The 21,964-nt window shown below is 62.1% G+C and carries 20 protein-coding genes; 3 read left to right on the top strand and 17 right to left on the bottom strand.

Going from position 1 to position 21,964, the window contains the following annotated elements; translation table 11 throughout:
- Positions 1-44: 44 nt before the first annotated feature.
- Positions 45-773, bottom strand: a complete 729-nt coding sequence (locus tag HMPREF3172_RS07350) for a polyprenol monophosphomannose synthase (RefSeq protein ID WP_070516510.1) — start codon at positions 771-773, stop codon at positions 45-47.
- Positions 773-1,723 (bottom strand): amidohydrolase family protein, encoded by a 951-nt coding sequence (locus tag HMPREF3172_RS10575; protein WP_070516508.1) that lies wholly within the window; start codon positions 1,721-1,723, stop codon positions 773-775. Before HMPREF3172_RS10575 ends, HMPREF3172_RS07350 begins: the two co-directional genes overlap by 1 nt.
- Positions 1,724-1,783: 60 nt before the next feature.
- Between HMPREF3172_RS10575 and HMPREF3172_RS07340 the strand changes: the two genes are divergently transcribed.
- On the top strand, positions 1,784-3,487 hold the full coding sequence (locus tag HMPREF3172_RS07340; protein ID WP_070516506.1) for a 5'-3' exonuclease H3TH domain-containing protein: 1,704 nt from the start codon (positions 1,784-1,786) through the stop codon (positions 3,485-3,487).
- A gap of 17 nt (positions 3,488-3,504) precedes the next feature.
- Positions 3,505-5,760: an accessory Sec system translocase SecA2 gene (gene secA2, locus HMPREF3172_RS07335; protein ID WP_070516504.1), complete on the top strand. Its 2,256-nt coding sequence runs from the start codon at positions 3,505-3,507 to the stop codon at positions 5,758-5,760.
- 2 nt (positions 5,761-5,762) lie between these two features.
- Here secA2 and HMPREF3172_RS07330 read toward each other — a convergent pair whose 3' ends face one another.
- From HMPREF3172_RS07330 to dop, 12 genes are read right to left on the bottom strand one after another with little or no spacing between them, the layout of a single operon-like run.
- On the bottom strand, positions 5,763-8,459 hold the full coding sequence (locus tag HMPREF3172_RS07330; protein ID WP_070516503.1) for a DEAD/DEAH box helicase: 2,697 nt from the start codon (positions 8,457-8,459) through the stop codon (positions 5,763-5,765).
- A 14-nt stretch (positions 8,460-8,473) separates the two neighbouring features.
- Positions 8,474-9,280 (bottom strand): twin-arginine translocase subunit TatC, encoded by an 807-nt coding sequence (gene tatC / locus HMPREF3172_RS07325; RefSeq protein WP_083281457.1) that lies wholly within the window; start codon positions 9,278-9,280, stop codon positions 8,474-8,476.
- The gene (gene tatA / locus HMPREF3172_RS07320) at positions 9,277-9,549 is read right to left on the bottom strand and encodes a twin-arginine translocase TatA/TatE family subunit (protein WP_062021417.1); all 273 of its coding nucleotides are present in this window, start codon (positions 9,547-9,549) and stop codon (positions 9,277-9,279) included. Before tatA ends, tatC begins: the two co-directional genes overlap by 4 nt.
- 16 nt (positions 9,550-9,565) lie before the next feature.
- A complete protein-coding gene (locus tag HMPREF3172_RS07315) occupies positions 9,566-10,489 on the bottom strand; it encodes a WYL domain-containing transcriptional regulator (protein ID WP_019174997.1) in 924 nt (307 codons plus the stop codon).
- Positions 10,482-11,498 carry a helix-turn-helix transcriptional regulator gene (locus HMPREF3172_RS07310; RefSeq protein WP_070516501.1) on the bottom strand — a complete coding sequence of 339 codons (1,017 nt, stop codon included), beginning with the start codon at positions 11,496-11,498 and terminating at the stop codon, positions 10,482-10,484. Before HMPREF3172_RS07310 ends, HMPREF3172_RS07315 begins: the two co-directional genes overlap by 8 nt.
- A 2-nt stretch (positions 11,499-11,500) precedes the next feature.
- Complete coding sequence (locus HMPREF3172_RS07305; protein ID WP_070516499.1) at positions 11,501-11,875, bottom strand: FKBP-type peptidyl-prolyl cis-trans isomerase; 375 nt, start codon at positions 11,873-11,875, stop codon at positions 11,501-11,503.
- Positions 11,876-11,887: 12 nt separating this feature from the next.
- Positions 11,888-12,835 (bottom strand): FKBP-type peptidyl-prolyl cis-trans isomerase, encoded by a 948-nt coding sequence (locus HMPREF3172_RS07300; RefSeq protein WP_256173287.1) that lies wholly within the window; start codon positions 12,833-12,835, stop codon positions 11,888-11,890.
- 48 nt (positions 12,836-12,883) lie between these two features.
- Complete coding sequence (gene pafA / locus HMPREF3172_RS07295; RefSeq protein ID WP_070516495.1) at positions 12,884-14,344, bottom strand: Pup--protein ligase; 1,461 nt, start codon at positions 14,342-14,344, stop codon at positions 12,884-12,886.
- Positions 14,341-15,027: a proteasome subunit alpha gene (prcA, locus tag HMPREF3172_RS07290; protein WP_019175002.1), complete on the bottom strand. Its 687-nt coding sequence runs from the start codon at positions 15,025-15,027 to the stop codon at positions 14,341-14,343. The genes pafA and prcA overlap by 4 nt, the downstream gene beginning before the upstream one ends.
- Positions 15,024-15,827: a proteasome subunit beta gene (gene prcB, locus HMPREF3172_RS07285; RefSeq protein ID WP_070423440.1), complete on the bottom strand. Its 804-nt coding sequence runs from the start codon at positions 15,825-15,827 to the stop codon at positions 15,024-15,026. Before prcB ends, prcA begins: the two co-directional genes overlap by 4 nt.
- Positions 15,824-16,021, bottom strand: coding sequence for a ubiquitin-like protein Pup (locus HMPREF3172_RS07280; protein ID WP_019175004.1), 198 nt, complete (start codon positions 16,019-16,021; stop codon positions 15,824-15,826). The genes prcB and HMPREF3172_RS07280 overlap by 4 nt, the downstream gene beginning before the upstream one ends.
- Before the next feature lie 3 nt (positions 16,022-16,024).
- A complete protein-coding gene (dop, locus tag HMPREF3172_RS07275) occupies positions 16,025-17,566 on the bottom strand; it encodes a depupylase/deamidase Dop (RefSeq protein WP_070516493.1) in 1,542 nt (513 codons plus the stop codon).
- Positions 17,567-17,598: 32 nt separating this feature from the next.
- Here dop and HMPREF3172_RS07270 point away from each other — a divergent pair, with 32 nt between their 5' ends.
- Positions 17,599-17,976 (top strand): DUF3054 domain-containing protein, encoded by a 378-nt coding sequence (locus HMPREF3172_RS07270; RefSeq protein ID WP_019175006.1) that lies wholly within the window; start codon positions 17,599-17,601, stop codon positions 17,974-17,976.
- Between the two features lie 21 nt (positions 17,977-17,997).
- Here HMPREF3172_RS07270 and arc read toward each other — a convergent pair whose 3' ends face one another.
- Genes arc through HMPREF3172_RS07255 form a run of 3 tightly spaced genes read right to left on the bottom strand, consistent with a single transcriptional unit; the run spans position 17,998 to position 21,922 of the window.
- The gene (arc, locus tag HMPREF3172_RS07265) at positions 17,998-19,665 is read right to left on the bottom strand and encodes a proteasome ATPase (RefSeq protein ID WP_070516491.1); all 1,668 of its coding nucleotides are present in this window, start codon (positions 19,663-19,665) and stop codon (positions 17,998-18,000) included.
- On the bottom strand, positions 19,658-20,695 hold the full coding sequence (locus tag HMPREF3172_RS07260) for a tRNA (adenine-N1)-methyltransferase (RefSeq protein ID WP_019175008.1): 1,038 nt from the start codon (positions 20,693-20,695) through the stop codon (positions 19,658-19,660). Before HMPREF3172_RS07260 ends, arc begins: the two co-directional genes overlap by 8 nt.
- A 54-nt stretch (positions 20,696-20,749) precedes the next feature.
- On the bottom strand, positions 20,750-21,922 hold the full coding sequence (locus tag HMPREF3172_RS07255) for a site-2 protease family protein (protein ID WP_070516489.1): 1,173 nt from the start codon (positions 21,920-21,922) through the stop codon (positions 20,750-20,752).
- Positions 21,923-21,964: the final 42 nt, after the last annotated feature.

Genomic DNA, 21,964 nt, shown 5'->3' with positions numbered 1-21,964 from the left:
TTCTTCTGGCGAGGTGCCGCCGGGCTTCCGCTTGCTGTGTTCAGTCAGCGCCGCAGAAGGCTGCGCACCTGCTGACTGCGGCGCTGCAGACCCCAGCGGGCAACATTGACGAAAGCCTCGCTGATGATGCTGCCGGACATCTTCGAAGCTCCCAGCTCACGTTCAACGAAGATGATGGGCACCTCGACAATCCTTGCCCCGGCACGGCGGGCACGGACGGTCATATCGATCTGGAAGCCGTAGCCGTGGGACTGCACACCGGCCAAGTCGATCCGCTGCAGCAGATTGCGCGAATAGGCGCGGAAGCCAGCAGTCGCGTCGGCCACGTGCAGCCCGATCGCCACATTGGCGTACAGGTTGGCTCCGCGGGAAAGCACATTTCGGTTCAGCGGCCAGTGGACCACCTCTCCCCCGCGCACCCAGCGAGATCCGATGGCCAACTCAGCTCCGCCTCGTACGGCTTTGAGAAGCAGAGGCAGGTCGCGGCCCCGGTGAGAACCGTCGGCATCCATCTGACAGATAACGTCGTAGTCGTGGGCCAGCGCCCACGTGAAGCCGGCAACATAGGCCGGTCCCAGGCCTGCCTTTTCGGTTCGGCGCATAACGTGCACGCGGTCATCGCCGAGCTCTTCAGCCCAGTCGGCTGTTCCGTCCGGGGAACCGTCGTCAATGACCAGAACATCGACATCAGGCGAGTATTCGAATATCGCCTTCAGTGTGTTCGGCAGCGATTCGCGTTCGTTGTACGTGGGGATGCAGACGAGTACGTGCATCAGGAGTCCAGTTCGACCGGTTCGCCTGCGCTCCACAGCGACACGAGCTCCGGAAGCGGAGTGCCCGGGGTCAGATCCGGCAACCCGGGCGTTCCTGAACGCGGGTCTGTGCTCCACGCCGCAACGCGTTCGTCAGCAGCCTGAACAACCAGGTTCTCAACCTTCCACCGTGCAATGTCCGCACGGCTGCCCGGCGCGATCACTCCCCCGCCGAAGTTGCCTAGCGCACGTTCGGCAAAGCGCGTCAGGCAGTTGAACGCTGCACGACCGCTGACGGTGGAACCGGGGGCGAAAATCGCCTGCCGCATGGCCTCCCACGGTTCACATGACGAGGCGAAGCTCACCTGTGCGCCCTCGCGCAGCAAAGCACCGACCGGCTGGGCAAAAGTGCGCGGGTCCACAGTGAGCGGAAGGGGCGACTGGCCGAGCGGGCCTGCGAAGTCTTCGGGAATCTGCACATTGGCGAACACGCGCCAGCCATTGCGGGCCGCGTGGCGCTTGAAGCCCGCGTCTGCCAGAGCCTCGATATAGCTATTCAGGGCTTCGAGGTCATCAAGGATGACATACACGGCTGCGTCAGGGCGGTCGTCCGGCAGTCCAACGTGAGCACGTCGGTCCCCCGTGCCGTCGAGGCTGTAGCCGACAACGCGCAGCGGACCAGCATGCTCTGCGAAGGTCCTAAGCTGCTCGTCGGTGCCGATTGCGTGGACAGACACGATTCCAGCCGCAAGAAAATCACGCGGGGTCGCTTCTTCGCTGCGCAGGTCGACCGTTGTGATCATGGCCGGGGCAGCGAAATCATCGTGCAGATCAATGAGCTCAGAGCCCATCGCCTGCGCGGCCTCATCGCCGCCCACCCAGTCCACGACGTCACCGCTGACAGACGCGGCCGTCGCAAAGGGGTCGGCACTGCTGTAGACATCACCGTTGTACAGAACGAAATTCACCACCCTGCGATTCTTGCAGACGTTCCCCCGGCGTGTGATGGCGGCTCGGGTAGGCTGAGCCGCGTGAGCAGACTCGTCGTTCTCGATACCCCCGCCCTGTACTACCGGTCTTTTTACGCTCTGCCCTCGAGTATCACAGCCGCAGACGGCACACCGGTCGGGGCTCTGCGCGGCCTGCTGGACACAATTGCGGGCCTGGCTGACGATCTTCGCTCCACGCGGATCGTCGCAGCCATGGACGGCGACTGGCGACCGGCCTTTCGGACAGCCATCGTCCCGGAGTACAAAGCTCAGCGCGTACAGGACGAAGAGACGGGATCGGAAACTCCCGACGACCTCAAACCGCAGATCCCCCTCATCCGCGAAGCCCTCCGACTGGCGGGGATACCGGTTCTTGAGATCCCGGGTACCGAAGCTGATGACATCATCGGATCCTTTGCCGCCCAGATGGGCCCAGACGACGAACTGGTGGTGGTCTCCCCCGACCGAGACCTCATTTCAGTGCTGCGCGAAGACCGCAGAATCCAGCTGCATCGGCCCCGTCCGAAGGGCCAGTGGGCACCGCTGACATATGCGGATGTACCCACCGAATACGGGGTTAAGGGTGGGGCTCCGTACCGCGAAATGGCCGCCCTGCGCGGGGACCCTTCCGATGGTCTGCCCGGAGTTCCCGGTATCGGCGAAAAGACCGCGGCAAAGCTGCTGGCCGGCTACGGCGGCCTGGACGAACTCTTCCGTGCGGCAGCCAGCGGAGCAAAAGACCACGGTCTGAGCCCCAAGCGCGCTGCAGCTCTCCTAGAGAACGAAGACGCAGTGCGCCGAGCCGAAAAGGTCATGACGGTTCTAGAAGACCTCGACGTCCTGTACGCCGCCCAGGATGCCGCGGCGGTGCCGCAGCGCATGAACCGCGAAGCACTGCGAGCATTCGGCACCCAGTGGAGCACAGACCGGGCCGTTGCCCGCCTTCTGAAGACACTGGGTGGCGAGGTGCCGCCGACACCCGCAGGCCCCTCGCCGGCTGCTGACCGACGGGTGAGCAAGAACCAGCTCCCCGCCTTCACGGGCCCGTCCTGGACCACGTCCGAACTGTGGGGTTTCGACCTCGAAACCACAGGACTGGACCCGCACACCGTGCACATCGTCACGGCCGCCTGTGTGCGCCTGGGCAAGGTTGAAGGCGGCATCGAGCCGCTGGAGATCCGCACGTGGCTGGCCGATCCGGGAATTGAGATTCCCGAGGCCGCGAGCAGCGTGCACGGCATCACCAGTGACTACGCGCGTAAGCACGGAGCAGACCGCACCGCCGTTGTTGCCGAAGTGATTGCCTGCCTTGAGAACATTCGCCGCCGCGGCGGCAGCGTTGTCGGACACAACATCGTCTACGACCTCACGGTGCTCGAAGCTGAACGCCGCCGCTTGGGACTTCCCACACCCGTTGCCGATGTTCTGCCGCCGATCTTCGACACCCTGGTCCTTGATCGGGAAGTGGACCGTTTCCGCAGGGGCAAGCGGACGCTCGCAGACCTGTGCGCCGTGTGGGGCGTCGAGCTGGACAACCACCACGACGCTCTGGCCGATGCGACTGCCGCCGGCTGCATTCTGTGGGCCATGGCGGACAAACATCAGCTGCTGGCTTCTGGATCGGGCGAAGAGCTGCACGCAGCACAGATCGAATGGAAGCGTGCACAGGCAGCTGATCTCGAAGAGTTTCTGCGTTCCAAAGGGCGCCACGCTACGATAAACCCCGACTGGCCTCTGGAAATCTAAAGCTGAGAGGAACGACTATGGGCTTTTTCGACCGACTGCTGGGCCGCCCCGGAGCGCAGGCAGACAAACGCGTCGGCTGGTTCGCAAAAGCCCAGAACGACCTCGATCGCTACGGCGATGAGTACGCGGATCTGCCGGATGAAGAACTGGCAGAAACCGCAGCGAAGCTGTTCACCCTGGAGGACCGCCGCGAATCACTCACCCGCTACGCGGCACTCGTGCGAGAAGCTGCTGACCGGGCGCTGGGCGAACGGCCCTACTTCACACAGCTGAAAGGCCTCATCGGCTTGCTCGACGGCATGGTCGTGCAGATGCTCACGGGTGAAGGCAAGACCCTTGTCGGCGCGATGGCTGCAGCCGGCTACGCGCTTCAGGGCCGCACCGTTCACGTGGTGAGCGTCAACGACTACCTGGCTGCCCGTGACGTCGAGTGGATGCGTCCCCTGTTCGACCTGCTGGGTGTGACCGCAGCATCGGTGGGCGAATCTGATTCGGAAGAGTCTCGCCGAAAGTCCTACACGCAGGAAGTCGTGTACGCCTCGGTGCAGGAAGTCGGCTTTGACACTCTGCGCGACCGTTTCCTCACTCAGGGCCAGACGCCCCGCATTGCCCAGCGTGATGTCGTGATCGTCGACGAGGCTGACTCGGTTCTCATTGACGAGGCGAGAGTCCCGCTGGTTTTGGCCGGCACCGCGAGCGTTGAACAGGCCGATGCCGACATCACGCGCCTTGTCGCAGGCCTGGAGGCAGGCAAGCACTACGAACTGTCGCACGACCGCACGGCGGTGTCTCTGACAGAAGCAGGCATTGATGCCGTCGAAGAAGCCCTCGACGTGGACCTCTACGGTGATGATGCGGAGACACTGGCGGCCGTCAATCTCGCGCTGTACGCGTTGGCTGTTGTCCACCGGGATGTTGACTACCTCGTTGTCGACGGCAGCATCAAGCTGATTTCAGACTCCCGCGGCCGCGTGGCCGATCTGCAGCGCTGGCCGGATGGCCTGCAGGCCGCAGTCGAAGCGAAGGAGGGCCTGAAGGCTTCCTCTTCCGGTGAAATCCTCGACCAGATGACTGTAGAAGAGCTCATCCAGACCTACAGCACCGTGTGCGGCATGACGGGTACCGCTCTGGCGGTCGGCGATGACCTCAAAGAGTTCTACAACCTCGAAATCTCTGCTGTTGAGCCCAATGAAGAGGTCATCCGCATTGATGAGCCCGACCGCCTGTACACGTACCAGGAGTCAAAAGAGCGGGCTATTGTCGACCAGGTTCTAGAAGAACACCGCGAGGGCCGGCCGATTCTCATCGGCACCCGTTCGGTGGCTGAATCTGAAAGCCTCGCGCACAGGCTCAAGCAGCGCAGCATCGAGGTGAGAGTTCTCAACGCGAAAGACGATTCACGCGAAGCCGACATCATCGCTCGGGCCGGAGAATCCGGTGCTGTCACCGTGTCGACCCAGATGGCCGGCCGCGGAACCGATATTCGCCTAGCCGACGACGAGGCCCGTGACGCTGGCGGCCTGCTCGTCATCGGCGCCGGCCGCTATGACTCATCACGTCTAGACGATCAGCTGCGCGGACGTTCCGGCCGTCAGGGCGACCCGGGAACATCCGTGTTCTTCACCAGCCTGGAAGACGAACTGCTCACCCGCGTTCCGGAAATCCAGCGCTTTGTCGAAGAAGGCGACGAAACCGGCTTCATACAGTCGCGCAAAGCTGCCCAGCTGGTCGAACACGCCCAGCGCATGGCGGAGGGTGAAAACACCGGCGTCCACCGTGACACCCGGCGCTTCAACGACCTCATGTCAAAGCAGCGAAAACAGGTGCTCAGCCGCCGCGAGGCTGTGCTCACGGAGGACTACGGCATTGACGAACTGCTGGAAAAAGTCAGCGACCGCGACGATGTCAATACCGCCGGGGAAGACGCTGTACGTGAAGCGCTGCGCGATATCCTCCTATTCCAGATCGACGACCGCTGGGTTGCCCACCTGGCGTTTCTGAATGATCTGCGCGAAGGCATCCACCTGCGCACACTGGCAAAAGAGCGCCCGCACGAGGCGTTCAACAAGGAGTCCATGGCGCAGTTCGGCCAGTTCTGGTCAGATGTCATGGCAAGCACCGAGGATGTGCTCGAAGAAGTCGAATTCACCTCTGATGGGGTCGACCTGCCGGCCATCGGCATGAAGCGGCCGTCGTCAACGTGGACCTATGTTGCCGCTGAATCGACCTTCGGTTCCGACATCGAGTCCGTGGTCAAGCGGATTCGCCGCTGATATCAGTAGTGGTCCATGACCACGCCGCGGCGCATAGCGTCGGCAGCACGAGCAATAGTCTCCGCCGATTCTGGGCCCACGACGTTCTCGATTTGGCCCAGAACGTCGAGTGTCTGCTTTGCCCAGCGGACAAAATCGCCGGCTGAAATATCGGTGCCCTCAAGCGCTGCCGCAAGGTTCTTGCCGTCGGTCCACCGGTAGATCGGCACGGCAATCCCGGATTCAGGTTCAGGGGTGATCGCAGTGTGCGCATCGCTTTCGGTCTTTGCCAGTGTGCGCCACAGGTCTTCCAGAGCGCTCACGCAGTGTCGCAGAGTCTGAGTGGGCATGCGCGTGTGCGTCAGAAGTTCGCGCCTGCTTTCATACACGAGGCACGATGCCATAGCCGCAGCTTCCGGCTCTGTCAGGCCCTCCCACAGACCAGCGCGCACTGACATGGCGATCAGCAGGTCTCGATCACCGTAGATGCGCCGCAGAATCGCGGTGTCATCCGGCAGGAATTCCAGGGTCCGCAGAACCGAACAGACTCGGTCGAACACCTCGGCAATTGACGAGGTGCGCGATGTTATCTGACTGGTGAGCTTTGCTCGGTCGCGTTCAAGCCGGTGTGCCCTTTCGGCCCACCGGGCGTGCTGTTCGCGTTCGGGGCATTCATGGCACGGGTGGGCGCGCATCTGCTGGCGCAGCGCGTCAACATCCTCCGAACCGACCTTAGGGCCCTTGGTCTTGCGCACCTGAACAGTGGCCGGATCTTTGACGCGTCCCTGTTCAATGGCCTGATCCAGGATGTCGAGCAGGCGGTTGCGTTCACGTGGATTGCGGTGATTGAACTTTCGCGGGCTTTTGATTTTGCCGAGGCTCACCGCAGGTTCTGTGACTTCGTGCGGGCGCAGGTGCCACACCTTGCCGGCGCTCGTGAGCACGGTCGGCAGACGCAGGCCAGTGTGGTCGTTGTGCATGGGATTGAGCACAACGCATGCGCCGAATTTCAGCCTTGACGGCAGGAGGATGACACTGCCGAACTGCAGGTGCGACAGAGATTCGACAACGTCGCGCTGCTTGAGCTTTGTGCGCTGCTTGCCCGCCTGCTTCTCCATTTGCGCAATGGAAAGGCGGTAGCCGAAGTACTCCGAGAAATCACCCCGGTCGCACTGTGCTGCCTCCCTGTAGCCGGCAAGCGCTTCGTCCGTTTTGCGCACCCGTTTGGCAAGCCCCACAACGGATGAGTCGGCCTGGTACTGGGCGAACGAGGTTTCCAGAACCTTCCGTGCGTCATCGTGAGTCATGCGGGCAAGCAGGTTCGCAGCCATGTTGTAGGTGGGCACAAAGCGGCTGTTGAGCGCGTAGGTTCGCTTAGAAGCCAGGGAGGCGATGTCAGCGACTTCGATCGTAGGATGCCACACCGTGACCGCGTGCCCCTCGATGTCGATGCCGCGCCTGCCGGCACGGCCCGTCAGCTGCGTGTACTCCCCCGGTGTGATCTGCACGTGGGATTCGCCGTTGAACTTCTTGAGCTTGTCGAGCACCACCGAACGGGCCGGCATGTTGATGCCCAGAGCCAGCGTTTCGGTTGCGAACACAACCCGCATGAGTCCTTCGACGAACAGCTTTTCGACAAGCTCCTTGAACTGCGGGATGAGTCCGGCGTGATGGACGCCGAAACCGGACATGAGACCGGCGGCGAAAGAACGGAAGCCGAGGACACCGAGGTCTTCGGCGACCAGGGACTCTTCGAGTTCTTCCAAGGCAGCAGCGATCTTGCGCTTCTCGTTCTTCGTGGTCAGGTCCAGACCCGCGGCCAAACAGTGATCGAGCGCTTCATCACAGCCCTTGCGACTGAAGATGAAGAAAATGGCCGGCAGCAGCGACAGTTTGTCGAGTTCCGCGATGACAGCAGCCCGAGCCGGGCGCATGAAGCGGTGCCGAGCTCCGCCTCGGCGGCGGTCCCGGCGGGAGCCGAAACCGGAGTACGGGCGGACAGCCGCCTCGAGACCCTTATTGATGTCCCTGCCGTTCGGCGCGAACAGCGGCATGAGGTCAGTGCCGACGGCCACGTGGTTGTGCAGCGGAACCGGACGGTGTTCGGACACGATGATGTCGGTGGTGCCGCGGACCTCAGCCAGCCAGGCACCGAACTCTTCGGCGTTCGACACGGTTGCAGACAAGCTGACCAGCAGCACGTGAGCCGGCAGGTGGATGATGACCTCTTCCCACACCGGTCCGCGGAACCTGTCCCCCAGGTAGTGCACTTCATCGAGCACCACGAAACCGAGCTCAGACAGATCAGTGCCCGAATAGATCATGTTGCGCAGAACCTCGGTCGTCATGACGACGATCTGCGCATCGCGGTTGATGCTCGTATCCCCAGTCAGCAGACCAACGCGATCAGCCCCGTACGCCTCAACGAGCTCATTGAACTTCTGGTTGGACAGAGCCTTAATCGGGGCGGTGTAGAAGACACGCACTCCGCGGGCAACAGCCAGCGCAATCGAGAACTGAGCGACAACAGTCTTACCGGCACCCGTGGGTGCGGCAACAAGAACAGAGTGATCATCCTGCAGACTGCGGCATGCGCGCAGCTGGAAGTCATCGAGTTCGTAGTCCAGGGAACGGCGGAAAGCCTCCAGTGGTGAACCCGCTTCGCTCTGGCGCTGAAGAAACTGTGAATATGCGTCAGCCGGAGACAGGTTGGATTCCATATCCCTCAGTCTACTCAGTCAATCGGTTCGACCCACGTGCCGTCGGCGATCCGGCGGCGCTTGCGACCCCGATCGATGATCGCGCAGACAAGCCAGGCCAGGAAGAACATGAACAGCATCGGGATGACCAAGTAGAACATCGACACGGCATCCGGTGTGGGCGTGGCAATAGCCGCAAAGACGAACACGAGCACCACCAGCCAGCGCCACGAACGGCGGATGGTCCTGGCTGAAAGAAGATCGAGCATATTGAGGCCCACCATGAGCACAGGCAGCACGAAGGCAGCCCCGAAGGCAATGATGACGACGGTGACGAACGACAGGTAGTCCTGCGCCGGAACAATGTACGAGGTCCCCTGCGGCACGAGTCCGCCCATTGTGCGAACCGCATTGGGCAGAGCGAAGAATGCAAGGGCACCGCCGGCTAAGAACAGCGGCAGCGCAGTGCCGAGGAAGCCGATGGTGTACAGCTTCTCCTTGCGGTGCAGGCCGGGCATGATGAACGCCCAGATTTCGTAGAGCCACACAGGGGCAGAAAGAATGATGCCGATGAAGATCGAGATTTTGATCTTCATGTCGAAGGGCGAAACGACACCGGCGAAATTGAGCATGGCGGTTTTACCATCCGCTGCTGCAATGTCATCCAGCGGCTTCTGCAGAAGACCGAGAACGTCGTCGTAGAGGAACCAGCCGAGAACCGAGGCAATGAGCAGGGCAACGGCTGCCACTATCGCCCTGTTGCGAAGCTCCCGGAAATGATCGAGGAGCTTCATCCGCTTCTGCGGATTGCCCTTCAGCGGCAGGCGCTTGCGCGAGCTCACTTTCGCTTGTCGTCGTCCGCTTCGGTCTGCGCCGATGCCTGTTCGCCGGCGCTGTCAGAGCTGCCGGGCTGTGCGTTCTTTGATTCGATGGAACTGGGGTCCTTGGGAGCTGAGACGCTCGGTTCGTCCTTGCCGAAGTCCTTCATTTCGTCGCGGAAGATCTTCATCGACTTGCCGACGTTCTTGGCGACACCGGGCAGGCGGGAAGCGCCGAAGATCAGAACGATCACCAGAACGACGATGACGATTTGCCAGATTCCGGGTCTCACATATGCTCCTTAATTGTCAGCGTGCCCCACCAGTGTACTCGCCTGCTTCGCCTTGTTCGATAACGCGCTTCAGAATGCCGAGCGCGTTGGCCAGATCGGGCACCGGGTCGATTGAGCGGATCCAACGGCCCCACTGCAGAAGCTGACGATCCAGCCACGCCTGAGAGAGAACCGTGATGGTGCCGTAGGCGATGCCTGCTGCATCGTCGAACTCAACGTCGCGAAAGGCGAACTCGTCGAGTATCCACGCCGCTGCCGAGGCGAAGCCGAAGCGGTAGTCAATGGGTTCTTCTGTTTTCTGGGGTGCGGGAGCGATGTCGGCGCCGTCTGCCAGAGCGGCTGTTTCGATGTTGTCGACGCTGAATGTGCGCTCTCCCCCGGAGGTTTCACAGTAGGCGTCGAGGTACCAGCGGCCGGCCAGCCGCAGTCCGTGGGGACGGATGACGCGGCGGGTGAGTTCGTCCCGAGATGTGACGTAATAGTCAATCACGATGGGCGTGCCGGAAGCAGAAGAACTCTGCAGCGCGCGACGCAGGTAATCCGGAACGGCGGGCACGTCGACAACGGGCTCAGCCGAACGGTCTGCTGACTGCAGCTTGGCGCGCAGGTCCTCGATGCCGGCGACGTCAGGGTGAGCAGCCTGCAGATAGTCAAGCGCTACAACAAGGCTCGAGGCTTCCGCACCGCTGAGCCGCACAGGGGCATCGACTTCCGCGGCGTTGTCAATGAAAACGCCGTCAGGTCCCCAACGAGCGTCAATGAGGTCGTCCGGCATGTGGCCGGGCCGACCGCTGACGAACAGCAGCTGAAGATCGTCTTCGATCGTTTCAACAGGGACGTTGAAGTGGGCGGCGAGATCTTCCAGCTGGGTGCCGGGATTCGCCGTGATGAACGGGACGAGTCCCAACAGGCGCGACAGCCTCTGCTGAGCTTCACACATGCGCGTCTCCCCTGTTTTCAACGGCCTCCAGCGCCTCAAGGGTGGCCTGAGCAAGCTCCACGTGGGCTTCACGCAGCTCCTGCGGGTCGACAACCCTGACGCTGTCGCCGAACCCGAGCAGCTCTTCGGCGAAAGTCTGCAGATCAGCAAACGGCACCTCGTACGTCCCTTCGGCGGTTTCTGTGCCCCTCAGGCGCAGGGGCCGGCCCTTGCCGGGCACGAGGTGGAGCACGGCTTTCTGCGTATCAGTGCTGGTGTGTGCGGTCTCGCCTACCGCGCGGGGACTGACCGCGAAGTCTTCCGGCACCGCGTCGCGAAGGGACTCGGCCAGTGGCGTAATGCGTCCGACGATGCGGGACAGTCGGAATGCACGCTGCGCTTTGCGCTCGAGGTCGTAGCCGACCACGTAGGTCTTCTCACCGCGGGTCAGCAGACAATATCCAACGACTTCGCGCCGCGAAGGAGCTGAGCCGGGCTTTCGATACTGAAAGCGCATGGGGCGCCGGTCAGCCACGTACTCCATGACTTCGGCATAGCGGCTATCAACAGCACGCAGATCAAAAGCCGCGGCCGTGTCGATGCTTCCTGCCGGAGGGGCGGCTTGGCCACGCAGCTTGTTCACGGCTGCGACTGCCGCGCCGGAAACAGCGGAGCTGCGCATGACGTCGAGTGCGGCAGCCAGAAGCGAAATGTCCTCGGGACTCAGATCGATGGGCGGCAGCAGGTAGTCTTCGTCGCTGATCCGGTAGCCGTAGGCGGACTCGCCGGTGAACGGGTCGGACCAGTCGGTCGTGCTGATCTCAATGCCCAAATCCCGCAGTGCCTTCTTGTCGCGGTTGAACATCCGGTCGAAGGCTTCATCGTCTTTGTCGCGGTAGTCAGCGATTGTCTGGCGCAGAACATCGCGGTCGAGCCAACCGGAAACCGACCGCAGCGCGATGAGCAGGTTGAGCAGGCGCTCAGTCTGCCGACGCGCGCGGCCGGTCTTCGGACGGTCGATATCGGACATCGTCAGGCGATGGCCTCGAGATCGCAGACGAAGATAAGCGATTCACCCGGTGCGATGACACCGGGCACGCCCTGGTTTCCGTAGGCCAGGTGAGAGGGAATTCGCAGAGTGCGACGGCCGCCTACCTTCATGCCGAGCAGGCCCTGGTCCCAGCCGGGAATGACCATGCCGACGCCGACGCGGAAGTTCAGCGGCTGACCGCGGTCCCAGCTGGCATCAAACTGTTCGCCAGTGGAAAAGCCGACGCCGACGTAATGAACGCTGACGGTGTCGCCGGCCTGGACTTCGCGGCCGGTACCCTCAATGTCGTCAATGATTTCGAGTTCTGTTGGGGCGCTTTCGCCGGGGAATTCGACTTCGGGTTTAGTGCGGGACACGAGAATCTCCAATCAGTTTGCGGCGAGAATGTCGACGACGAACACGAGAGTTTTGTTTGGGCCGATGTTCGGTGGGCTGCCGGCTTCGCCGTAGGCCATGTCCGGCGGTGCAATGAGCAGAACCTGCGAACCCACCTTCTGGCCTTCAAGACCTTCAGTCCAGCCCTTGATCACGCCGTCAAGCGGGAAAGTGGCCGGCTGACCGCGATCCCAGGACGAGTCAAAGGTCTTCGAGGAGTCATCCCACAGCCACCCGGAGTACTGAACCGTGACTTCCTGGTCCTTGCTGACCTTGGGGCCGTCACCTTCGATTGTCGGTTCGACGATGAGCTTTTTCGGCGGATCGCCCTCGGGCTTGCTGATCGACGGCTTGCCGTTCTTATCGCGGCTGACCTGTGGGAGATCCTTCTTCTGCGGAAGCTCCTTGCCTTCGGCACGGGTCTTGAGCTCTTCGGTCTTCACAACGTCGATGACGTACAGGATGCTCGGTCCGTTTTCACCAGGGGTGGCGAGAACAACGCGGGAGCCGACCTTCTGGCCGACGAGAGCATCGACGAGTTCCTTGGCAACCTGCTCTTCGTCCATGGGGAAGCCGGAGGGCTTGCCCTGGTCGTAGGTGGTCTGCTGGTTCTTCGGATCGTTGCCGTCGACGGTCGTCATGTGGGCGGTGACCTGTTCGCCGTCCTTGATGACGTCGCCGTCGCCTTCCGTGTAGACCTTTGATTCGGCCTTTTCGACGGCAAAGGGAGCTTCGAACTCGACCTTCGGCTTTTCGCCTTGCTTACCGCTGACCTTGACACCGTCGAGGCTCGTGGTTTTGGCCTCCTGTGCCTGCTGTGTTGCTGTGTTGTCAGCGCTCTGATCATCGCCCTTAGAGCAGCCTGTCAGAAGAAGCGCTGCGATGGCGGCGGAACCGATCACCTGTCTGCGCACGTCGATACATCCCTTTCGATAGCTCACGCCAATCCTAGTGGGGCGAGTCTGGGCCTCGGCTGAGTGTCCTCAGGCTCAGATGACCGGTTCGGCAAGAGCCTCTGTCAGGGCGCGAGCCCTGTCGTCCTCAGTTGCGAACGGATCGCGGAGAACCACAGCCTTCTGAGTTTGGTCGTTCAGCCGCAGGTGCACCCAGTCGACCGTGAAATCACGGCGGTGTTCCAATGCCTGCGCAATGAATTCGCCGCGCAGTTTGGCTCGGGTGCTCTGCGGCGGTGTGCTCATTGCCCGCTGGGAGTCTTCCGGTGGCACGGCGCGCTTGGCCAAGCCGGCCTGCTCGAGTTTGGGGAACAGCCCGATGCCGGGGGTGACATCGTGGTAGGCGTAGTCGAGACGCGTGATCTTCGGATCTTTCAGGCTTAAGGATTCGCGTTCGAGGTAGCGGTCAAAGAGCTTCTTCTTGATGACCCAGTCGATTTCAGTGTCGACCGAGCTGAAATCACCGCTTTCAACTGCCTCGAGAACGCGCTTCCACCGGTCGAGTACGCGCTGTGCGGTTTCGTCGCTGCCGAGGCTGTGGTCGCCCCTGTCTGCGAGCTTCTGGGCGTGCTCCCAGTAGAAGCCCAGCAGCTCAAGCGGGGTCGTGGTTTCGCCAGAGCGCAGCTCCAGCTGAGCAGTCCCGGTGAGGTCGCGGGCTACGGTGCGGATATCCCGGATGGGATTGCGCAGAGTGTGGTCTGCAAGGGGCACACCGGTTTCCAGCAGGTCAAGCACGAGACCTGCCGAACCGACTTTGAGTTCGGTCGTGGTCTGCGACATCGAGGAATCGCCGACGATCACGTGCAGTCGGCGGTATTTTTCGGCATCGGCATGGGGTTCATCGCGGGCGTTGATGATCGGCCTGGAGCGGGTGGTCGCTGATGACACGCCCTCCCACATGACGTCGGAACGGCCGGATAGACCGTAGACGATATCGCCGTGCAGCGGTTCGACCTTTGTCGCGTGGCCGCTGAGCGACGCCCGCTGGGAGTCAGCTGCGGGCATATCGGTGCTGGCGCGGGCTGGAATGATGCAGCCGGCACCTGCAATGAGCTGCCGGACCACGAGGAACGGCAGCAGCGAGGTGGTCAGGCGCGTGAAGTCCATGGTGCGGCGCACGAGGAAGTTTTCGTGGCTGCCGAAGGAATTGCCCGCCGAATCGCGGTTGTTCTTCAGCATGTGCGCCGTGCCGTCCAGCCCGTCAGCCGTCAGTTCACGCTGGGCGGTCTCGAGATTCTGCGTCAGCAGCAGGGTGCCGGCTTCTTCTTGCGCAATTAGCTCATCGAGCGTTGAGCATTCCGCAGTCGCATATTCGGGGTGAGATCCCACGTCCAGGTACAGGCGACCGCCATTGGCCAAAAAGGCGTTGGACGAACGGAACCTGCTGACGACCGGTTTGAACAGGTAGCGTGCGGTTTCTTCGGGACCCAGGTGCCTGCCGCTGCCGGCGGAGTAGGTCAGACCGTACTCTGTCTCAATGCCGTAGATGCGCTTCATGCTTCTCCCCCGATGATCTGCTCGACGATCTCTGTGCTCAGCCGGCGGAATTTCCTGTGTCCTTCAGCGTTGCGGTCCAGCAGTGCGGCTTCGATGTGCTGGGCGGGAATCGGAGCGTCGGCACCAAGAGCGCTGGCTGCCCACCGCAGGACTTCTGCACTCGTCATGGCGGTCGTGTCGATTTCAGCCAGCTTCTGGCTGTGCGCTTCCGAGTCCCCGCCGATGATGACCGCACTGGCCTCATCGGCAACTGAACCGTCATAGGACAGCCTGTAGATCCTGTCGTCGTCAGCATCAGCACCGAGCTCGGCGACGATGATCTCAACCTCGAAAGGTTTCGATTCGGTTGTGAAGACAGAGGCCAGCGTCTGGGCGTAGGCATTTGTCAGCCCTCGCGCAGTCACATCCGCCCTGTCGTAGGAGTAGCCGCGCAGATCCGCATAGCGCACACCTGCCTGGCGCAGCGACTCGAACTCGTTGTACTTGCCGACTGCTGCGAACCCGATTCGATCGTAGATCTCAGCAATCTTGTGCAGTGTTGTCGACGGGTTTTCGGCAACGAGCGCAATCCCGTCTGAGCAGCGGGCAACAAGGACGCAGCGGCCGCGCGAAATCCCCTTCCGGGCAAACTCAGCCCGGTCCTTCATGAGCTGTTCGGGTGAAACGTAGAAGGGCATGCTCATGCCGAACCGCCTCCTCGGCGTGCTGCGACCTCAGCTGCCGCGGCCAAAATGACGTCAGTCTCGACTTCGCTGGCACCGTCGGAGTCAACCACCATCATGGTCGGCCCGATGCGGCGGATGAGGTCTGGTCCGGCGGTTCCCGAATCGTCGTCGGCGGCGTCGAAAAGGGCTTCGACTGCCACCTCGACAGCTGCTTCTTCGCTTAAGCTGGGCTTCCACCTCTTTTTGAGCGAACCGCGGGCAAAAGTCGAACCGGAGCCAACCGAGTGGTAGTCCTCTTCTTCGTACCTGCCGCCCGTGACGTCAAACGAGAAGATCCTGCCGGGAGTTTCGCCTTCTGCCTTCTGGTCGACACCGGCGAACAGCGGAACAACGGCGAGACCGCGCAGCGCGAAGCCGAGATTGGCTCGCAGCATTGAAGCCAAACGGTTGGCTTTGCCGTCAAGGGACAGGACCGTGCCCTCGATCTTTTCGTAGTGTTCGAGCTCCAACTGGAACAGCCGGACGAGCTCAAGCGCAATACCCGCGGTTCCGGCGATGCCGACAACCGAGGCGTCATCCGCCCGGTGAACCTTCTCCATGGTGCGGCTGGCAATGAGCGAACCGATGGTCGCTCGGCGATCGCCGGCCATGAGCACACCATCTGCCGTTGTCAGTGCGACGATGGTCGTAGCGTGCGGGGCGATGCTGTCCGACACCGGAAGGTCACCCGAAGGCAGCACGTGCGGGGCAACAGTCCGTGCGAACTCAACAAAGGAGTTCGAGGCGGTGCTCAGATAGGCGGATGACAGACCTGTCACTGTCCGCCCTTCTGCACGAAGTTCTTCACGAAGTCTTCGGCATTGGTCTCCAGTACGGAGTCGATGTCATCGAGGATGTCGTCGAGACCCTGCGTGTTGATCTGCGCCTGGCCTCCGCCGACGTTCAGATCGCCGGGTTCTTCCGGTCCTTCTGCTCCGCCTGAGTGCCTGTGAATCTGATCCTGACCAGCCATTGTTCACATCCCGTAGTCGTCTGTGCTGTTGTTGTCGATTGTAGTGACACCGAGTGCAGCCAACAGGCTGTCGGTGTCAACGGCCCTGCTCAGCCGCTCTTCAAGAAGTTCGCGTGTGCCCTTGAGCGGTTCGCTCATGGGGATTCTGACTGCAGAATCGCCCCGGCGCATGACGATTGACTCCCAGCTGGCGGCAACGAGGTCTTCGCGCAGCCGGTCGACGACCGTGCCGCGCAGATAGGCGCGCGTGTCCTCCGGCGGGGTCGTCATGGCGCGCTCGACCTCTTCGTCAGTCGTGAGCCTGCGGAAGCGTCCTGCCCGCTCCAGCCGGTAGAACAGTCCTTTCTCCTGGCGGACGTCCGTGTACTGCACGTCGATAAGGGCGAGCTTCGGGCTGTTCCAGTCGAGGCCCTCACGCTGGCGGTAGCTGTTCATGAGCGCCAGTTTGCCAACCCAGTCAATCGAATCGGCCAGGCTCATGGGGTCGGTTGCAAGTCCTGTGAGCAGGCGATCCCATTCCGCAAGCACCTGCGCGGTCTGTTCGTCACTCGGATCTGCTGCTTCGGCGGCCGCCGTATAGAACGCGCGCTGAATTTCGAGTGCAGTCATGGTCGACCCATCAGCCAGTTCAAGCGGAGCGCTGAGGCTTAAGTCGTGCGACACCGTCTGCAGCGCGGTCACCGGGTCAGCCAGCTCGATGAAGGGTGCCAGACCCTGTTCGATCAGGCTCAGCACGAGACTCGTAGAGCCGAAGCGAACGAACGTGGCGACTTCGGCGAGAGTCGCATCGCCGATGATGACGTGCAGGCGCCGGTATTTGACGGGATCGGCGTGCGGCTCATCGCGCGTGTTGACGATCGGCCGGCGAAGGGTCGTTTCGAGTCCCACACACTCTTCGAAGAAGTCTGCCCGCTGAGAAATCTGGAAGCCGGGCTCTTCGCCTTCGCGCCCAATTCCCACCTTGCCGGCACCGCAGAAAATCTGCCGCGTGGCGAAGAACGGCAGCAGCCCTTCGACAATCTTCTCGAAGCCGGTGTTGCGGTCGACGAGGTAGTTTTCGTGTGTGCCGTACGAGGCTCCCTTGGAGTCCGTATTGTTTTTGTAGAGGTCGACCGGCTGCCCCGTTGTGAGCAGCTGTTTGACGGCCTCTTCTGCCACTCGGTCGCCCGCGCGGTCCCACGTGACGATGTCGCGCGGATTGGTGACCTCCGGCGATGAATACTCGGGGTGAGCGTGGTCAACGTAGAGGCGCGCACCGTTTTCCAGCACCACATTGGCCAAGTACTGTGCTTCCGGCTGGGCCTGCGGCAGGTGGGTCAGCTGGGATTCGTGTGCATCGGCCAGATTCATGAGGAAGCCGCGGGCATCCGCCAGGGGTGTTTCCGAACCGAAGTCCCAGAAACTCTGCGCGGACTTCAGGCCGCGCGGACCCGCGTAGGCGTCGACGACACGTGCGGAATCGCGCATGGGCGCTTGCGGGCGACCGCCGACGGCGACAATGCCGAACTCGGTTTCTGAGCCCATGATCCGCTGGACGGTGATCATTGTGCCTCACTGCCTTTCGTAGACTGTGGCCTGTGGCTAAGCGTTCTTCTCATATTTTCACTGCACTCGTCGCCGACATCATCTTGGTGATCGCCTTTGCGGCTGTCGGCTTCTACACCCACGCCCAGGTTCTCACGGTCGACGGCGTTGTTCAGACCTCGTGGCCTTTCCTGGTGGGCCTTGGGTGCGCGTGGATTCTCAGCGCGGCTTGGACCGCTCCCCTGGCACCCATGCGCACCGGTGTCGCGATCTGGTCGACGACGATCCTGCTCGGCATGATCATCCGCTTTGCAGTGGGTGCGGGAATCGCCGGGCCGTTCATCATCGTGGCCTCCGCCCTGAACTTCCTTACGCTGGTGGGCTGGCGTGTGATCGCCCGCGCTGTCGGCGGGCGATCAGCCAAACGCTGAAGCCAGCACAGGAGCAGTTCCTCAGATGAGGCTGCTGTCTCCCCTGGCGGTCTGAACGGACGAGGTGCCGCTGCCGGCACCGCTGTCCGCACGGCTTTCCCGTTCCGCGACATCGGCTGCCAGGACCAGGTGTGTGATCCTTTCGCCCTTCCTCCCAGAGATGCGAGCCCATTCGTCTGGGTTCGTCGTGTTCGGCAGGTCTTCGTGTTCGCTGAACTCTTCGCGGATGCCCCGGTACAGGTGATCCCACGTAATACCGTGTTCTCCCAGGTCGAGGTAGGCCTTGATGGCGTGCTTCTTCGCCCTGTCGACGACGTTGGAGATCATGGCTCCCGAGGTGAACTCGGCAAAGTAGAGCATTTCGCGCCGACCGTTGGCGTAGGTCACTTCGACGAAGCGGTTGCGGTCGGTCTCGGCGTACATTTCCTCAACACAGCGTTCGATGAGGCTTTCGACGGCGGCGGCCTTTGTCGTCGTGATCTCAGATTCTGCGATCGGCAGGTCTTCTGTCAGGTATTTGCTGAAGATGTCTTTCGCGCCTTCCCTGTCGGGACGTTCGATGCGGATCTTCACGTCGAGTCGTCCCGGACGGAGGATGGCGGGATCGATGAGGTCTTCGCGGTTGGACGCACCGATCACGATAACGTTGTCCAGCTGTTCAACACCGTCGATTTCGGTCAGCAGCTGCGGCACGATCGTGGTTTCAACATCGGAGGACTTGCCGGTTCCGCGGGTGCGGAACAAAGCTTCCATTTCGTCGAAGAACACGACGACGGGCGAACCTGCCGTGGCCTTTTCGCGGGCGCGGGCGAAGATGGTGCGCAGCTGACGCTCGGTTTCGCCGACGTACTTGTCCAGCAGCTCCGGACCCTTGATGTTGAGGAAGTAGGAGCGGGTGTTCTCTCCGCCGCGACGCTGGGCAAGCGAGTTTGCAACAGCCTTTGCGATGAGCGTCTTGCCGTTGCCGGGAGGCCCGTACAGCAGGATGCCCTTGGGCGGCTTGAGTCCGTGCTCGGTGTACAGCTGAGGGTGTTCGAAGGGCAATTCGACAGCATCGCGGATTTCGCTGATCTGTGCGGACAGGCCGCCGATGTCGGAGTACGAAATGTCCGGAACGGTTTCCAGCATGAGGGATGCCGTTTCGGCCCTTTCAAGCCTTTCGACAACCAGCCCGCTGCGGGAATCGAACACGAGCGAATCCCCCACTCGAACGGGCTTGTCGCGCAGCGGCTGAGCCAGTATCACGACCCGCTCTTCGTCCGTGGATGTCGCAGCGAGCACGCGGGTGTCGTCGATGAGTTCACGCACTGTGACCACCGAGCCTTCGTCAACAAAGCCGAGTGCTTCGACGATGACGAGGCCTTCGGTCAGGCGAACGCGTCGACCCGGTGTGAGGTCGCGCAGCGGAACTTCCGTGCTCACCGACAGGCGCATGGGGCGGCCCGCGTAGTGGACGTCGGCGAAGACAACATCGCCTTCGCGCACGGTGCCGAGCACGACCGCGTAGGAGTTCGGCGGTTCGGCGATCCTTTCGGCCTCGGTCTTCAGCCTGTCCAGTTCAGCCCGAGCAGCTTTGAGCGCTGTGCTGAGCTGTTCGTTGCGCTGGGAAGCTGAGAACAGCTGCTGGCGGAGGCCAGCTGCGTCCTGACGGACCTTCGACAGTTCTTGTCGCATTGTCGAATCATCCATTGAGCTCTCCTTCGCTGCTGTTGAGAATGTCAAGCCGGGAACCTGCCTCGCGGACGGAACGGCGGATCTTCTTCGGCGTGGGGTACTTGACCCCAACGGATTCGTCGGTGACTTCGGGACCGAACCACACGTCGAGATCCTTCTGGTCCGGTTCGGCCTGCTGGCCGCGTTTTGTGCGGCGCAGCGGGGTTGTTCCCTGTGCCACGCGACGGGCGAAGACAAGGAAGCCGGTGTGGCCGATCATGCGGTGTTCGGGCCTGACTGCCAGGCCGTCGAGGTGCCAGTCGCGGACGGTTGATTCCAAAGCGTGCGGCTTTGTGTAGTTGCCCGACTCCTGCAGCGCCTGCACGGTGCGGGACATCTGTGTAACCGTCGCAACGTAGACCACGAGCACTCCGCCGGGCACAAGTGCTTCTGTCACAGCGTCGAGGCAGTCCCAGGGGGCGAGCATGTCGAGCACGACGCGGTCGACTTCGCCCGGTCCGTAGGCCTTGGGAAGCTCTTCGGCGAGGTCGCCCACCGTGATGTTCCACGCGGGATGTGGGCCTGCGAAGAAGTCAGAGATATTGCCCTCGGCAATCTGCGCGAATTCTTCACGCAGCTCAAAGGAGTGGACGCTTCCGGAATCGCCCACGGCTCGAAGCAGGGCGATTGTGAGAGCACCAGAGCCCACACCCGCCTCGACAACCCGGGCACCGGGGAAGATGTCACCGAAACCCGTGATCAGGGCTGCGTCTTTCGGATAGATGATCGCGGCACCGCGCGGCATTGAGAGAACGAAGTCCGAATACAGGGGTTTGAGCACCTGGTATTCAACGCCGACGGAATTCTGCACGGTCACACCGTCGGGTGCGCCGATGATGTCGTCGTGGGCGATGATCCCGCGATGAGTGTGGAACTCTCCGCCGGGTTTGAGGACGATGGTGTTCATCCTGCCTTTGGAGTCGGTCAGCTGGACCTTGTCTCCTGCTTTTAGAAGACCCCGACGGTCATCGGCGCCGGCCGGAACGGGTGCGGATTCAAGACTCATGATTCCCCAGTCTAGCCGGGCAGGTTCTGCTGTGAGGGCCCCTCGGGTGCAGTCTCAGTCTTCGAGAAGCTCGTGGAAGAACTCCTGCAGATCGATGATGCCTGCAAGCGTCGAACCCTCCATGATGAGGCAGAACTGCGCTTTGGGCCTGTGGGTGAGGGATTCCAGAAGATGCGGTGCGGAAATTCCGCGCGGCACGCCGATCCACGCACCCAGCGGACTAGAGAAATCACCGACCACAGCGCTGCCTGGGCCGCCGACGGTCGTTGCCGATCTTTCTGCAAGCTGCCTGTTGAGCAGGCCGGAGGGCAGACCTGAGCGGTCGAGGATCACCACCAGCGCTGCATCTTCAGCAGTTCTCGCGGCGTCTGCTGCGCGCAGTGTTTCTTCGACGTCCGCGTCGTAGGCCGCTGCGATTGCCGGTTGGATGACCTGGTCGAGATCGTAGGTTTCCATGCGGCGGGCGCGTTTGGCGTGAGCCGCGGCATCAGCTGCCGAAACCCACAGCATGACCGCAATGGCTGTCGTCCAGATGACGGTCACAAGGTCCGGTTTGGATCCCACCGTGTAGGGGTATGCAACAGCGCCGACGACGAATCCGACCGCCACGATCCGGCCGATGAGGCTGGCGATCATGGTGCCGCGGAACTGGCTGCCGGTGAACCGCCAGATGAGCGCCTGCAGGGCCCACCCGCCGTCAAGCGGGATGCCGGGCAGCAGGTTGATGACGCCAAGTGCCACATTGGCAAAGGTCAGGGCGGCACACAGCAGCCACAGGATGCTTCCCGGACTGGAGTGATTCATGCCGATCCAGCCGCCTGCGGCAAGAATGATGTTGACGACGGGGCCCACGATCGACACGTAGAAGCTCGTCATCGCAGTGCGCTTCGCGTCGTCATCGATTTTGGGTTCGAACTTGGTGAAGCCGCCCCACACGTTGAGTTCGATGACGGAAACCTTCTGTCCGCCGAGCGTACCTGCAACACCGTGGGCGAATTCGTGCAGAAACACCGAGGTGAACAGAAGGATCGCGTAGAGGAACGCGACGAACATCGACGTCGGAACGCTCATGCTGGGCGATAGCGTGCGAATGAAGGGCGCCAGAAGGGCCGTGATGAGGATCGCGGCAATGAACCACGTCCATGACAGCACAATGGGCGCGCCGAGGGCGCGGCCGATCACAAGGCCGCCGGCTGTGCCGTCCTTACTCGCATTCGCTTGAGACATATGCGCCATCCTAACTGCCGGAGTCGACAACATCGCGACCTT

It is taken from the genome of Brevibacterium sp. HMSC08F02 (genome assembly GCF_001807555.1).
GTDB classification, from domain to species: domain Bacteria; phylum Actinomycetota; class Actinomycetes; order Actinomycetales; family Brevibacteriaceae; genus Brevibacterium; species Brevibacterium ravenspurgense.
This window is presented reverse-complemented; position numbering and strand designations above follow the sequence as displayed.